The 15265-nt window shown below is 54.8% G+C and carries 10 protein-coding genes; 1 reads left to right on the top strand and 9 read right to left on the bottom strand.

The genetic code is table 11. From position 1 onward, the window contains the following. Position 1 precedes the first annotated feature (1 nt). The 6 genes from OM794_RS03150 to OM794_RS03125 form a co-directional block, all read right to left on the bottom strand. The gene (locus tag OM794_RS03150) at positions 2-715 is read right to left on the bottom strand and encodes an SIR2 family NAD-dependent protein deacylase (RefSeq protein WP_226250184.1); all 714 of its coding nucleotides are present in this window, start codon (positions 713-715) and stop codon (positions 2-4) included. Between the two features lie 43 nt (positions 716-758). Beyond that, a complete protein-coding gene (gene aceK, locus OM794_RS03145) occupies positions 759-2519 on the bottom strand; it encodes a bifunctional isocitrate dehydrogenase kinase/phosphatase (protein WP_226250183.1) in 1761 nt (586 codons plus the stop codon). 84 nt (positions 2520-2603) lie between these two features. Further along, complete coding sequence (locus OM794_RS03140) at positions 2604-3098, bottom strand: CIA30 family protein (protein ID WP_226250182.1); 495 nt, start codon at positions 3096-3098, stop codon at positions 2604-2606. Between the two features lie 83 nt (positions 3099-3181). Continuing rightward, complete coding sequence (eat, locus tag OM794_RS03135) at positions 3182-4621, bottom strand: ethanolamine permease (protein WP_226250181.1); 1440 nt, start codon at positions 4619-4621, stop codon at positions 3182-3184. A 165-nt stretch (positions 4622-4786) separates the two neighbouring features. Continuing rightward, positions 4787-5623, bottom strand: a complete 837-nt coding sequence (gene eutC / locus OM794_RS03130) for an ethanolamine ammonia-lyase subunit EutC (protein ID WP_226250180.1) — start codon at positions 5621-5623, stop codon at positions 4787-4789. Further along, a complete protein-coding gene (locus OM794_RS03125; RefSeq protein WP_226250179.1) occupies positions 5613-7028 on the bottom strand; it encodes an ethanolamine ammonia-lyase subunit EutB in 1416 nt (471 codons plus the stop codon). The genes eutC and OM794_RS03125 overlap by 11 nt, the downstream gene beginning before the upstream one ends. 227 nt (positions 7029-7255) lie before the next feature. Here OM794_RS03125 and OM794_RS03120 point away from each other — a divergent pair, with 227 nt between their 5' ends. After that, the gene (locus tag OM794_RS03120; RefSeq protein WP_226250178.1) at positions 7256-8203 is read left to right on the top strand and encodes a helix-turn-helix domain-containing protein; all 948 of its coding nucleotides are present in this window, start codon (positions 7256-7258) and stop codon (positions 8201-8203) included. An 81-nt stretch (positions 8204-8284) separates the two neighbouring features. On the opposite strand, the gene mdoH is transcribed toward OM794_RS03120, so the two are convergent. From mdoH to OM794_RS03105, 3 genes are all read right to left on the bottom strand, one after another. Beyond that, positions 8285-10792 carry a glucans biosynthesis glucosyltransferase MdoH gene (mdoH, locus tag OM794_RS03115; RefSeq protein ID WP_226250177.1) on the bottom strand — a complete coding sequence of 836 codons (2508 nt, stop codon included), beginning with the start codon at positions 10790-10792 and terminating at the stop codon, positions 8285-8287. Beyond that, complete coding sequence (locus tag OM794_RS03110) at positions 10785-12368, bottom strand: glucan biosynthesis protein G (RefSeq protein ID WP_226250176.1); 1584 nt, start codon at positions 12366-12368, stop codon at positions 10785-10787. Before OM794_RS03110 ends, mdoH begins: the two co-directional genes overlap by 8 nt. A gap of 381 nt (positions 12369-12749) precedes the next feature. After that, the gene (locus OM794_RS03105) at positions 12750-15095 is read right to left on the bottom strand and encodes a putative bifunctional diguanylate cyclase/phosphodiesterase (protein WP_226250175.1); all 2346 of its coding nucleotides are present in this window, start codon (positions 15093-15095) and stop codon (positions 12750-12752) included. Positions 15096-15265 lie beyond the last annotated feature (170 nt).

The following is a 15265-nucleotide window of genomic DNA, read 5'->3' as shown; positions in this document are numbered from 1 at the left end:
CTCAGGAAAGCAGTAGATTACCCTGCTGTTTCCAGCGATTTACCAGCGCTGGCACCCCCTCACCGGCGGTGGTGTTAATCGCCAGCACGCCCGGCGGGCTAAGGCTATCCGCTTCTGGGTCGACCAGTGCGCAGGGGGTGTCGTAATCGATGTACGAAAGCAGCGAAGCGGCGGGCATGACCGCCAGCGACGTACCGACGACCAGCAAAAAGTCGGCCTGACTAACAAGCTCACAGGCATCGGCAAACAGCGGCACTGACTCGCCAAACCAAACCACATCGGGACGTAGCTGGCTGCCTTTATCGCAGACCTGACCCAGCTCAATTCCCCCCTTGAGCAGTGGGTAGCGCATGCGTTCGTCGATGGAGGAGCGCGCTTTCAAGATTTCACCATGTAAGTGAAGCACCTGGCGGGAGCCTGCCCGCTCGTGCAGGTCATCAATATTCTGGGTAATGATACTGACGCTGAAACCGTCTTGCTCAAGAGCAGCCAACGCTCTATGGGCGGCGTTGGGCTTAGCGCGGCGAATCTGCTCCCGGCGCTGATTGTAAAAATCCAACACCTGCTGCGGGTTACGCTGCCACGCTTCGGGGGTAGCCACATCCTCAACTGGATGGTTCTCCCACAGGCCATCACTGGCACGAAAGGTTTTAATCCCGCTCTCGGCGCTAATCCCCGAGCCGGTAAACACCACCAAATGCGGGCTTGCTGCCATGACTACCTCGTCGGTTATGATTCACTACACCTTCAATCGCCATCTAATATACTAGCTGGCCAATACTGCCTGCAAAGCGCTGCTTATTGCGATAAGGGTAAACATCAATGACGCGACCATCGATAATAGCCTGCTGCAGTTCCAGCCAGTAATCCGGGTCAAAGAGTTCAGGATGCTGGTGCATGAACATATCGCGCAGCGCTTTATTGGCAAACATAAAAGGCCCAAACTCTTCTGGAAAGATATCGTTGGGGCCGATGGAGAGCGTTTCGCCTCCCTGAAAGTCATTACCGTAGGATTTTGGGATATGTCGGAAACGGCACTCGGTGAGGTAGCAGACCTCATCATAGTCGTAGAAGATCACCCGGCCATGGCGCGTCACACCAAAGTTTTTCAGCAGCATATCGCCAGGGAAAATATTCGCTGCCGCCATCTGCTTAATGGCGTTGCCGTAATCCTTGAGTACCATCTCCTTTTCTTTGTCGTTGCACTGCTCCAGATAGATATTCAGCGGTGTCATCATCCGCTCGGTATAGCAGTGCTTGATGATGACTTTGTCATCTCGTAGCACCACCGTTGAAGGCGCCACTTCCAGCAGATGCTCCAAACACTCGGGGGCAAAGTGATCCTGACGAACAATAAAGTTTGAAAACTCCTGGGTATCAGCCATGCGCCCTACCCGGTCATGGCGCTTTACCAGCCGATACTTCTCGCGCACCACGGCATGGGTCACCTCTTTGGCCGGGTCGAATTTATCTTTAATGATCTTAAACACGGTGCGAAAGCTGGGCAGTACAAACACCGCCATGACCATGCCGCGCACCCCCGGCGCAATAATAAATTGATCTGCGCGCTTGGCGACCTGACGGTTCAAGGCCCGGAAAAACTCGGTTTTACCATGCTTAAAGAAGCCGATAGCTGCGTAGAGTTCGCCTTCCGGTTTGTGCGGCATCAACTGCTGAAGGTAGTCGACAAACTCCCTGGGCACCGCTACCTCAACCTGGAAGTAGGCGCGGGTGAAGGAGAAAATAATCGACACCTCGTCGGTTTCGATCAGTACCGTATCAAGGTGCAGGCTGGAGTCGCCCCCTTGCTGCTCACCAAATCCTTCCCCGTGGAGTACCGGCAGTACCAGCGGCACCTGCTCGCCGCCGCCCAGGATCCGCCCCACCAAATAGGCGCCTTTATTGCGATAAAAGACACTATTCAGCAACTCGATTTCAGCATCACTGGCGTTCAAAATCGCCGAGGGTAAGTGCTGCCGTAAGAAGGTGGCGCCGAGATGGGTATCCTGGTCTATTTCCGCAAAGCGATTTTCGAAGGGCGCATCGATAAGCGCCCATTTGAGCGCGCCCTGCCAGTCGCCGTTAACCTGTTTGCGACGGCATAGGTCAATTCCCGAGCGGTGGGCGGCATCCTCCCGGGAGCTATATACAAACATCCAATCGTTGCGGATATGGCGGTGGTGGAAAATGGCGCAGAACAGCGAGTTAAAGAAGGTTTCAGCGAGTTCATAATCGAGTCGGTGACTGATCAACTCAGCGTAGTGGTTGCGCGCCTCGCGCCAGCACTCACAGTGAGAAACCACCTCGGGATCAAAAGTACGCTTTAAGCGCCCCAGAGTGTCATCAATCTTTTCCTTATAGAGATTGATGCGCTCGGCGGATGCTTGCTGCGTTTCGCGCCACGCCGCGTCACGGAAACGACGGCTGGCATCGGCAGTGATCTCTTTAAAACGCGCGCGATACTCATCGAAGCCATGCAAAATCGTCGTCGCTAAGCGGTATGCAGGGGAGTGCTTCACGGGCCAGGCTCCAGATTATTTTTACCAGCTTCGCGTAACTGGAAACCATATGCGAGACGACCTTGGTGGGTACCCTGTGCTCAGTTAGCGCAAGGGCTCTATATGTTTGACCTCTAAGCAAAAGGCTCCGGAAGTGCGGTCAGCAATCAAAAAGCCGAGCTGGTGAATCTCGCTTGGCGTTATTGCTGGGGCGTCACTCAATACCGTTCCCCGCTGCACTGCCTCAAAAGCATCCCATGAAAAGTGCAGCGTCTCCCAGGCATCTTGATCAGGTGCAAATTTCACTCGGTACGCTGAAGCATCGCCCAGAGCGGTGCTTTTCAGACGTAGTTGATAGGTACGCCCGTCGCCCCGCACGGTCAGCGCGATGCCCTGCGCATCCGCTAGTGTTGGCTCAAAACCGTTGGGCTCGCGGCGAACGGAGGCAAAGCCACCCCCGTTTTCAAGCGACACCTCGCCCTGAAAGCGACCTACGCCATCGGTAACGCAAAAACCACTCCTTGAAACGCCGCCCATCACGCCATCATCAACGGAGTACCAGCGCTGCTGCTCGTTTCGACTATTAAATGTCAACGCCATGGCGACTCCTTATCATTAGCCAGAAAAGCCTCTTTGCCGCAGGGCAAAGAGGCTTGTTCAGCCTAGGCGATTAGCCTCGCAAATTACAGCTTCGCTGTCGTGACCGCTGGTTCTGAATCACTATCATCCAGTTCTTCAGGTGACGCGACCACCAGCGCAAACTCCTCCTCGGCGGTTTTCGCTACGAGGTGATTCTTGCTGTAGAGGAAGAAGTAAGCTGCACCAACAATAAACAGCACGATGGTGTAGTTAAAGGCGCGTGGGTCGAAGGCATATACCCCGGTGAGCGCGACCAGAGAAAGCACCAGTGCAATCCCTGAGGTGACGACACCACCAGGTGTTTTATACGGACGCGGCAGGTCGGGCTGTTTTACCCGCAGTAGAATATGGCTAAGTGCCATCAGTGCATAAGAGATCGTCGCACCGACCACGGCCATTCCCAGCATCAGGTCGCCTTCACCGCTTAACGACACCAGAAAGCCAAACACGCCGGGCACGATCAGGGCAAGATAAGGCACTTTACGGCCACTGGTCAGCGACAGTGCCTTGGGCAGGTACCCCGCACGGGAGAGCGCAAACACCAACCGGCTGTAGCCGTAAATGATAGAGAAGAAGGAGGCAATCAGCCCCGCCAGGCCCAGCACGTTCACCACGGTTGCCAGGGTCGGGTTACCTGCTGCATTCAACGCATCCACCAGCGGCACGCCGCTTTGACCGATCATCTCGGCACCCGCCGCACCGGCCAGCAGCACCACGACTAACAGCGCGGTGAAGAGCAGGAACAGCATCGCACCGATAATGCCTTTGGGCATGTCCCGGGCAGCATCCTTAGCCTCTTCGGCAGCCAGCGGTACGCCTTCTACCGCCAGGAACAGCCACATACCAAAGGGTAGTGCCGCCCAGACGCCGTACCAGCCAAAGGGCATAAAGGTGCTCGCACCCGCCGCATCGGTGGGGGCAATATCGAACAGGTTGGCGGCATCAAAATCACCGATCAGGGCGACCGCAGTGGCCAGGATGGCAAACACTGCCAAGCCACTGATGACCATCATGACCTTTAGCGCTTCCCCCACACCCGCCAAGTGAATGCCGATAAACAGCGCGTAGAAAATGAGGTAGACCAGCGGTCCGTTGATACCCAGCAACGACTCTACGGCGGCACCGATGAAGATCACAATGGCCGCCGGTGCCAGGGCATACTCGATCAATACGGCCAGCCCGGTCAGATAGCCGCCAGCAGGCCCCATTGCCTGGCGGGCAAAGCTGTAGCCGCCCCCAGCCGCAGGTATCGCCGCCGACATTTCCGCCAGTGAAAGCACCAGCGCTAAATACATCAGTGCCATTAAACAGGCAGCAATCGCAAAGCCGCCCCACCCCGCTTCGGCGATACCAAAGTTCCAGCCAGCGAAGTCACCGGAAATCACATAGGAAACCCCTAGCCCCGCCAGCAGCATCCAGCCGGCGGTGCCTTTGCGCAGTTGGCGCTTGGCCAAATACGCTTGATCAACAGATGGTTGTGTCATCTTTTTACCCTCATGGTGTGGAACGAAAGTGTCGTCAGCGGCGTGCTTTGCTATAGGCTGCTTACTGCGTTCCATATTGTTATGGGAGAATTGTTACGCCCTGATTGTTAAACGTTTATTGTTATACGTCTGCTGCTATACAGCGTTTGCCGTGGGCCAATGTCGTTAATCAGCGACCAGAAAGTTGCGTGTTGAACCGGAAGAGGCATCACCTTCCAGCACATCGTCTTCACTGCGGTCTTTTAACTTAACCCCGGATACCTTGAGCTGCCGGGCCTCTTTTAACAGCAGAAAGAAGCGTCGAGCAGCCTCCTCCACTTGTAGACCTGCCGGGCGTACGTTGGAAATACAGTTGCGCCGATCATCTTTTAGCCCCGGTTCCGGTGCCCAGGTCATATACAGCCCCAGGCTGTCCGGCGAGCTTAGCCCTGGTCGTTCACCGATCATCACCAGCACGGCATCGGCATTAAGCAGTGCACCCACCTCATCACCTATGGCCACTCGGCCCTGCTCAACTATGGTTAGCGGCGCTAGCTGCCAATCCGCGGCATCTTTATCAAGCATCTGATAAAGCGCGCTAAGAAACGGCGCACTGTTTTGCTGAACGGCCAGCGCAGAAAGCCCATCGACAATCACCACCGCAAGGTCATAGCGCTGCTGAGACTCAGCGGCTTTCTGTAGGTACTCACGGGTCTGGTCGTTAAGGCGACGGCCATAGTCGGGCCGCTGCAGGTACATGGCACGATCCTGGGCGTGGCTGTGCAGGCGGAGCGGTGCTTCAGACAAACTTAGGGCTTGGGTTAGCTCTGCGGAGAGTGCTTCCACATCCAGCGGGCAGTGAACCGCATCCTGGGCTTGGGCATGGGCGAGTTGAAACGCCAGCAGTTTGCTGGTCGGCAGGCTGACCCCAGCGCGCCCCAGGCCAATTCGTGCGTCGGTAAAGGCGTTTAGCCGCTCCCAGGGGTTCTCCACCACGATGGGTGATGATGGATCATGTGCCATGGTGCGGCTCCTTGGGCAGGTGGCGCAGGCTGTTGGCAAAGGCGGCGGGAAACTGGTCGTTGAGCCGGTGGGTGCTCACATCCTGGAAAATCTGCATCTCTTCGAGCCAACGCTCAAACTCCGGCGCGGCCTTCAGCCCCAGCACCCGCCGGGCGTAGAGCGCGTCGTGAAAGGAGGTAGTCTGGTAATTGAGCATAATGTCATCAGAGCCGGGGATACCCATTATGAAGTTGCAGCCCGCCACGCCGAGCAGCGTGAGCAGGTTATCCATATCGTTCTGGTCAGCTTCGGCGTGGTTGGTGTAGCAGACATCGCAGCCCATGGGCACGCCCAGCAGCTTGCCGCAGAAGTGATCCTCCAGCCCGGCCCGGGTGATCTCTTTACCGTCGAACAAGTACTCGGGGCCGATAAACCCCACTACGGTGTTAACCAACAGCGGATTAAATTTGCGCGCCACCGCGTAAGCGCGAGCCTCGCAGGTTTGCTGGTCGAGCCCGTGATGAGCGTCAGCGGAGAGCGAGCTGCCCTGGCCGGTTTCGAAATACATTACGTTGCGCCCCACTGTGCCGCGATTGAGCGACTGCGCCGCTGCTTCGGCTTCGGCGAGAGTACTCAAGTCAAAACCAAAGCTACGGTTGGTGGCCTCGGTGCCGCCAATGGATTGAAACACCAGATCGACCGGGGCGCCCTGCTCTATAGCTTCCAGCGTGTTCGTTACGTGGGTAAGCACGCAGGATTGGGTGGGGATCTGATACTTCTGAATCACCTCATCCATCAGGCGCATCAGCTTGACGCTCTGGGCGACGTTATCCGTCGCGGGGTTGATGCCAATCACCGCATCACCGCTGCCGTAGAGCAGGCCATCCAGTATGCTCGCCGCAATGCCGGTCACATCATCGGTGGGGTGATTGGGCTGCAGTCGTGTGGAGAGTCTTCCCGGCAGACCAATCGTATTGCGAAAAGCAGTCGTGACTTGGCACTTTTTAGCCACGAGGATCAAATCCTGGTTGCGCATCAGCTTGCTGACGGCAGCGGCCATTTCGGGGGTAATACCCGCTTTTACCTGCGTTAATACGTCACTAGTCGCGTGATCGGAGAGTAGCCAGTTACGAAAATCGCCGACGGTAAGGTGACGGAGGGGGGCGAAAGCGTCGGCGTCATGGTCATCGATAATCAGCCGAGTGATTTCATCCTCTTCGTAGGGGATCAAGACCTCATTCAAAAAGGTGGTGAGCGGCAGTTCCGCCAAAACCATTTGAGCGACCACCCGCTCTTCGGCGCTCTCGGCCATTACCCCGGCCAAGCGGTCGCCGGAACGGGGCGGTGTGGCTTTGGCCATCAGCTCAGCTAGACTGGCAAAACGGTAGCGGCGGCTCCCCACCGTCGTGTGATAGGTCTGCGTCATGGGGCCTTCCTTTTTTATATTTCAATTTCTACGTATATTTTTAGACACAGCGTCAGGCATACGCGTTGAGGTATAAAACTTGCTTGTTTCTACCATAGCGCTATCACTAGTCAGGTAGTATCGAGTTTTGGCAAACCCACTAACATTTCACAAATTCAAATAAATACAAAACGTTATGGCAAAACATAAATTATGATTAGCCAAATTAACACTGCGAGGTGCGCTTCATGACCACGCTCGACAGCTCATTTGCACCAACAAGGTGCATTCAAGAGGCCTTTGATGCCGATGAGCATGCGCAAAACCTGACGCGCTGGCAGCAGGAGTACGATCAGCTTAGCCCTGGCAGCTTCTATGGCCGCCTGGATGAAGTGGCACTTGAAACCATGCAGGTGTTTAAGGAGTACACCGGGCAGGCACTACGTCAGGATTGCCGGGTGTGGCCAAACTCGCTGTGGATCGGGATTCCTACCACTCGCCAGGGTACGCGTATCAATGGTCAACCGCTTAGCGCGGGCGAGGTGATGTGCCGCCCTGGCGGACGGGACTTTGAGCTGGTCACCCCCGAAACCTTCGATATCTATGGACTAGTGATTCAGCTACCAGCGTTAGCAGAGGCTGCCCAACGGCAGGGTGTGAGCCTGGATAAACGCTGGCAGGAGAGACCACGTCGGCCTGCGCCCAAGCAGACGCTGAATGCCTTATCGTTTCTTATCGAACGTTTACTCACCAGCCAAACGCTGACGATCGCCAGCCATATTCATCAAGATATTCTGCTTATGGCGCTACTGGAACTGCTACAGGCAGAGCAGCCTAGCGCCGAACTGCCCCCCAGCTACGCCCATCGCAAGGACGTGGTTGATCGTGTTAAGCGCTATGTAGACGAACATTTGGATGGCCCGGTGACCATGGAGGAGCTTTGCCAGTTGACCCATGTTAGCCGTCGCACGCTGCAATACAGTTTTACGACCATTTTAGGCATTAGCCCACTACAGTTTTTACGCCTGACACGGCTGAATCGCGTACGCCGGGCGCTGCGGGCGGCATCGCCGGAGCAGTCGGTAACAGACATTGCGACCTATTGGGGCTTCTGGCATCTGGGCCAATTTGCCCACGACTATAAGCAGCAGTTTGGGGAGTCACCTTCTCAAACACTTAATGGGAAAGCGTTTTGAGCCAATCGCGGATAGGCTATACAAGCCAGCCTTCCGCGGGCCTGATTAACTGCGGTAGTTATTAAACACGCGTTAGTAAGCTTAGTTAAAGGTCGGCAGGTGCTTGGATTCACGCCCTGGCAGACCACAATCAAACCAACTGTGGTGCGCCTTGCTGTTGTCCCAAATGTGATAATGCAGTTGCGACAGCATCACCGGGTCATCTAGAAAATCCAAACGCTCCAACCGACTCATCGCCGCTGGCCCCATTCTTACACCACGTGCCACCCGCTCGGCCCGGCGTCGACGTATTGGTTCAACATCGGTATGCCGTGATGTAGCTAAGGCAGTGGCCAACGCATTGGGCACAGGGTCTACCACCACTTGGGCAAAAGAGGGCGCCGCCATGCCTGTGTTCATACGGGAGAGCAAGCTCACCATGCGCCGCAGTACCCGAGGCGGTTGCGTTTCGTCGGGAATCCGGAACAACCGCCTTCGGAAGCAGAACCGCCCTAACGAGACACGGCTCGACAGCGCGGATACCGGGATCGACAGCATCAAGGCGACGACGATGGGCGAGAGCCACCACAGAAAGGTTGGTTCCATAACGTAAACACCCGCTGCCCACACAGCCCCTATTAGGGTTTGACTCCAATGAGCGCGAAAGGCATCCCCCCAGGTCGTGTCGCTATTTTCCCGCGATGGTGAGCGCCACTGAACCGCCCGCCCCATTAATGACGTAAGCACAAAGCGAGTGTGAAACAGCATCCTGACTGGCGCCAATAGCATCGAGAATAGCGACTCAAGCACCATGCTCGCCAACACCTTGAGTGGCCCGCCAAATTGACGACTACCCTGTATCCACACCAGCAATACGCTGAGCAGCTTAGGCAAGAACAGCAGTAAAGCCGTCACACCAAACAGTCCTACTGCTAAGGAGGGGTTCCACTGCGGCCAAACAGGAAACAGCATCCCCGGCTCAGGAAAGTAGTCGGGGGTGCTAAACGTATGTACGGCTAAAAGTGCGGTAGACAGTACTAGGAAAAGACACCATAGCGGCGCAGAAAGATAAGACATTAAACCGGTCAGAAAAACGGCACGGTGCACGGGATGAATGCCTTGGGAAAAAAACAGCCGGAAGTTCATCAAATTGCCGTGGCACCAACGTCGGTCGCGATTGAGCTCATCGAGCAGATTCGGCGGCATTTCCTCATAGCTGCCTTCCAGTTGGTAGGCAATCCATACCCCCCAACCGGCGCGGCGCATCAGCGCCGCTTCGACAAAATCATGGGATAAAATCTCCCCAGACATCGAGCCTTTACCGGGCAGTGGCGCCAGGATGCAGTGCTGCATAAACGGGGCGAGGCGAATGATCGCGTTATGGCCCCAGTAATGCGACTCACCTAACTGCCAAAAATGCAGCCCGGCGGTAAACAGCGGCCCGTAAACCCGCGTCGCAAACTGCTGCATGCGCGCGTATAAATTGAGACGTCCGGAAGCACGTGGCGCCGTTTGGATAATACCAACATTGGCGTGCACCTCCATCATTTGCACCAGCCGGGTAAGGCATTGGCCACTCATGACGCTATCGGCATCCAATACCAGCATATAGCGATAGAGTGCTCCCCAGCGCCGGCAAAAATCGTCAAGGTTTCCGCTCTTACGTTTCACACGACGCTGTCGACGGCGATAGAAGACCTGTCCGAAGGCCTCCAGGTCGCGGCACAACACCAACCAGGCATAGGTTTCTTGAATGGCAGTATCGGGATCGGACGTATCGCTCAGGATGAAGATGTCAAAATGGCGATCATTACCCGTGCTGCGCAAAGACTCCAGAGTGGCGCGCACCCCGGCAAATACCCTGGCAACGTCCTCGTTACAGATGGGCACCAGCAACGCTGTGCGTGCCTCATCATCAATCGGCTCGTCGCCAACCTCGCTGTCTATGGCGTAGCGGTCATGGCTTCGTAATAGCTGGAAAAACCCCATCAAGGCAGTCCAAAACCCGGCGGATACCCAGGCGAATAGCAACACAAATAACGACAGGATAGCTATCTCAAGCCACTGCAGGCCCTGGCCAGGGAGGACGGTACGCATCTGATTGGCAGCGATGATACTTTGACCGAAAATCAGCACTAGCAAAACCCAGCGTCGCCTAGTGGCGACCCACTTCCAGGACGCGGAGGGTGACTCTCTTCTGCGCCGACGAAAATCACCATTTGCCCAGCGCTTGAAGCGGCGACCAATATTCACAAAAGGATTCGTCGACCACTGCTGGGGGGCCAGCGGCGTTCGCTTCATTGCTGGCGCAGTGCGGAGACGTGTAATGCCCGATGCGTCCGTTGACAGCACTTCCGGTGGCGCTAGTGGCGGCTCTGCATAAGCAAGCGCCAAGCGCCTACCCACTGACAAGGCTGCCGGATCATCACTCTCTTTACTCTGCCACTCTCTCTCACCACCCAACGCCGCGTGAAGCGAAGCCATCTCGTGTTTATCAAGATCACCGACCAGTAACTTGTAGCGCTCCTCACGATCCTGGGTCTCCAGCGCTAACCGCTCTAAATAGATATCCGTTGGCGTTGCCTGCAAAGAAGACAGTGTTTCAGCCATTGGCGGGCAACCTATAGTACCAAGTCTCAGATAGTGGCTTGCCATCAAGCATTAGCCTGGCCCTGATATCCAAAGGCTGATTGCCGTTATTGCGCTTCACATTGACAAACACACGCCAACCGTTCGTGGCCGGATTATGCACAACGCGACTAGCGGCCAATTCGCCATTATCGCCTACGCTGGCTTCAACGCTCAGATTGGCGCCGTTGCCGATACCTTCAAGCGAGGGCCCGACAAAGTCTAGAACGAAGGCAAGTGTACCATCGGGCTCACGCACCAGGTCATCGCGAATCACCTCACCCCGTGAGCGACGCGTCTCTGCCACCCAGGCAAGCTCAGGATCAAGGTGACGGCTTTCATTTGCGGTGAACGTAATGCGGTAATCGAATTCCAGCGGTGCTCCTGGTTCATACGTTTCGTCAGCCAGCCACATCGAGACGATGTTGTCATTGGTCTCGTTGTCTGTCGGAATCTGAATCAGCTCAACGCTACCGGCTCCCCACTCGTTGCGTGGCTCAACCCAGGCGCTTGGGCGCAAATCATAACGTGCATCAATATCCTGATAATCGCTAAAATTATGGCCACGCTGCATCAAGCCATAACCGCGTAACTGAGGTGTGGCATGCCTATTCATCATCAATCTGGCCGGATTGGCTAGCGGGCGCCACAGCCAGCCATTCTGAGCATCGCTGATTAATAGCCCATTCGAGTCATGCATGGCCGGGATATAGTGTTGTGTCGAGGAAGGCTGCTCCGGGCCGTAGAGATACATACTGGTTAACGGTGCAATCCCCAGCTTCTCGACAGCCCGACGCAAATATAGCCGCGACTGTACGTCGACGATGGTGTCTTCTCCGGGACGTAGCACGAAGCGGTAGGCACCGGTAACGCTTGGCGAGTCAAGCAGGGCGAAAATCGTCAAGTACTGACTTTCTGGGCTTGGTTCGACAATCCAAATTTCGCTAAAGCGTGGGAACTCTTCGCCCGACGATAATCCTGTGTCAACGGCCAACCCTCGTCCTGAAAGACCGTAAACCTGACCACTGCCCACGGCGCGAAAATAGCTTGCGCCTAGAAATACCATCACCTCCTTACTATCAACGCCGTTGGGTGAGTGGTTGATTCTGACGCCGGCGATACCCACGCCATCGCTCTGCATAACATCGTCGGAGATGTCTAAATCACCATAGGTAAAGTCGTCAGGACTGTAAGCAAAGCCGTGAACCTCGCCCTCCTGATCAATACTGTTTAATTGGATAGCACTGGCATAATGCATTCCTTCAGGGATAAAGCTCAGCGTAAAAGGTGCGCCTTTACCGCTCCATACGTCGCGATCGCGCTTGTACTGTATTTGCGAATACTCGGTATAGCTGAGTTCACGCAACTGATCCGGCAAGGACGTTTCTGGGGCACGGTAGCCCTGCTGGGCCAGTTCCTCGGCCCTTCGAGCGACATCATCAAAGCCAAACGCAAAAGCCTCAAGGGGGATGCTCCCAACAAGCAGCCCGCATAGAAGCGCTGCTGAAAAACAACCTTTGCGACTTGAGAATTTACTTTGCAGGGTCGATTCACTCATTTAGCGCAATGCTCCTGTACAATCCTTTGACTGAATTCAAATTCGCTTATTTGCCGAACCGACATACGTATAGAGTCCTTTCGATCAGCTAAATGCGTCCTTTTGCTATTACTCACCATCGCTAAAGCACACACCGTGAGCGCATATGAAGTTGAGATTACAGCTTAGGTATAGCATGAGTCTAGACTACTTGGCACCCTGACTGACCGGGCTTTTTGAAAGGGATGAAGAAAAAATTAGAACTTGCTCAATATGTTGAGCAAGTGTGATTAGGCGCTATAGTAAGGTGGTCGTCTACAGACTTAAGCCTTTTCACTGAGAACTATTGTAAGCCGCAGTAGCCATTGGCATGCATAACCTTTCATAACCTAGCTGCCTAAGCTAACTGAGCCAACGATGGGCAAACTGTGAAGCTGCCAAGGGCCGATCAAAGTAGTAGCCTTGCCCCTGGGCACAGCCCATTGCGAGCAATGCATTAATCTGGTTGCGGTTTTCAATCCCTTCCGCAATGGTCTCTAGACCCAGCGTATTCGCCATGGCAATAATCGTTGCCACAATGACACGGTCATTGTCGCTGGTGAGCATATCGCGGACGAAGGAGATGTCGATTTTGATCTTATCGGCGGCAAAGCGCTTCAAGTAAGCAAGCGACGAGTACCCGGTGCCAAAATCATCAATAGACAACCCTAACCCCTTGCTCTTTAACACTTCAGTGATTGCAATTGCCTTTTCAGGGCTCTCCATGATGCCGCTTTCGGTAATTTCAAGACTCAGCTGTGACGCTTCAACGGCGAACTGGGCACAGCGATTGAGTACGATGGCGACCAGGTCATCCTCTTCAAACTGCTGGGCGGCAATATTAATCGCCAACTGGCCAGGCATGGAGTGCCCCTGCTCTCGCCATGCAGCAAGCTGCCTGCAGGCTTCTTCAATGACCCAGTTGCCAAGCGCAACGATCATGCCGCGCTCCTCGGCAATGGGGATAAATTTGCCCGGTGAAACCTGGCCCAGCTCCTCATCGTGCCACCGGCACAGTGCCTCGGCGCCAATTAACCGGCCGCTGTGTAAATCTACCTGAGGCTGAAAGTGCAAACTCAGCTGTTTCTCTGCAATGGCTGATGCTAAGCGTTTGGCGATATGCAGCTGTTCAGCCACAATGCGCTCCATCCAGGGCTCAAATACGCACACGGGAAGCTTTTGCCGTTTTGCTTGGTACATGGCAATGTCGGCGTGTTTCAGCAGCTCTAATGGCGTTACCGCATCCTGGGGATAAAGCGCGAGGCCGATGCCCACGGAAAGCTCGAAAGAGTGTTGCTCAACCATAAAGGGCAGTGCGATGCTGTCACACAGCCGCTGAGCCGTCGCTAACGCGCTGTTTGCCTGGACACCGGGGCATACCACCACAAACTCATCGCCACCTAAACGGGCCAGGTACTGCCCCTCCGTTAGCGACGCCGCAAAGCGTTCGGCCACGGCCTTAAGGACTAAATCACCCAGATCGTGGCCAGCGGTATCATTGATCTCTTTGAAATGATTAAGATCCAGCAGCAATAGCGCCAGTTCAGTGGTTTGGGGATCAGCGACCACGCATTCCAAGTGGCGCATAAAGGCCGACCGATTAGGCAATTGGGTGCCAGCATCACAAAAGGCCAATTGGCGAATACGTACTTCGTCTTGCTGGCGCTCTAGCTCTGAAGCGGCCCGCGCGGCGAATATCTGCAGTACGTTGCGCATCACCTCCACATCGTTCAGCGGCTTTTTAAACATGACACCAATAAGCCCCATGGGCTGGCCATGGCTATCATCCAACCGCCGCCCAACATAGCCGTTTACCCACGAAAGCGCCCCGTTGCTCTCGGCAGGCAGCATAATGGCGGCGCCCTCGTGCACGATACACTCCTGCTCTATCATGACCTTGTGACAAGGGACGCCGGGAAGATAATAAGCAAAATTATCCTGGCACTGACCATGGAAATACAGCGTTAAGGTATGAGCAATATCGGCATCCTGCTCATCCAGTAACGCTATAAACCCCACTTCGGCAGATAACGCCTCAGCCATATGGGCGGTTAATTGATGCAGAAACGCTTCGCCATTTTCCGCTGATACAGCAGTGGCCACGCTAACCACAGCGTGCTGGAAACGTTGCTGCTCATGAAGGGTGTTAATCAAATCTTCGTTGTATCGACCAATGCGCTGCAGCGCTAGCTTTTTATGTAACAGACGTTCGCGTGTTTGACTCTCCGCTAACTGGCGCGCCAATTCGGCGCCTGCCAACGCCGCTGCGATACGTAATACTTCGTCGGCATACGGAGGAAGCCTCAGGACAGAGGAGTGCATCAGTACAATAGCGCCCAAAAAGCCGCCGCCAGGTGCCGCGATAGAGATGCCCAAATACCCTTCTGCCTTCAAGGCCGCCAGACGCTGGTCATCCGGAAACTGCTCGCGAATCTGGCAGGCAACGAATAGACGTGAGTGATTGGCGACCTGCTGGCATGGTGTGTCCTGGAGCGAATAGGGAGCCAGCTCAATGAACTCACCTTGAGACCACACCGCCAGGGTTGTCGAAATACTCTGATGGCTATCAACATGTTCAACAACAACGTGATCCACGCCGAGAATATCCGCCAAGGATCTCACGAGGTGGTGAAAAAACCCCTCTTCACTGACATAGGACAACTTATCCGCCAGCTGTCGAAAAATCTCTGGTGCAGAAGTAGGGTGCATGCTATTAAGCGCCTTCAGATTTAAATATCAAGCTTCTATCCCGTTTTCTTGAACACTCTATTTGAAAAACACATACGTCTACCGCACAAACGTTATTCGACAGTTTTATTCAAACGCTAAAACTTAAAAAACGAACATCATTCAACGCTAACGATAACTCTTCTTTAAAA

This window comes from Halomonas sp. BDJS001 (assembly GCF_026104355.1).
Taxonomy (GTDB): Bacteria; Pseudomonadota; Gammaproteobacteria; order Pseudomonadales; family Halomonadaceae; genus Vreelandella.
This window is presented reverse-complemented; position numbering and strand designations above follow the sequence as displayed.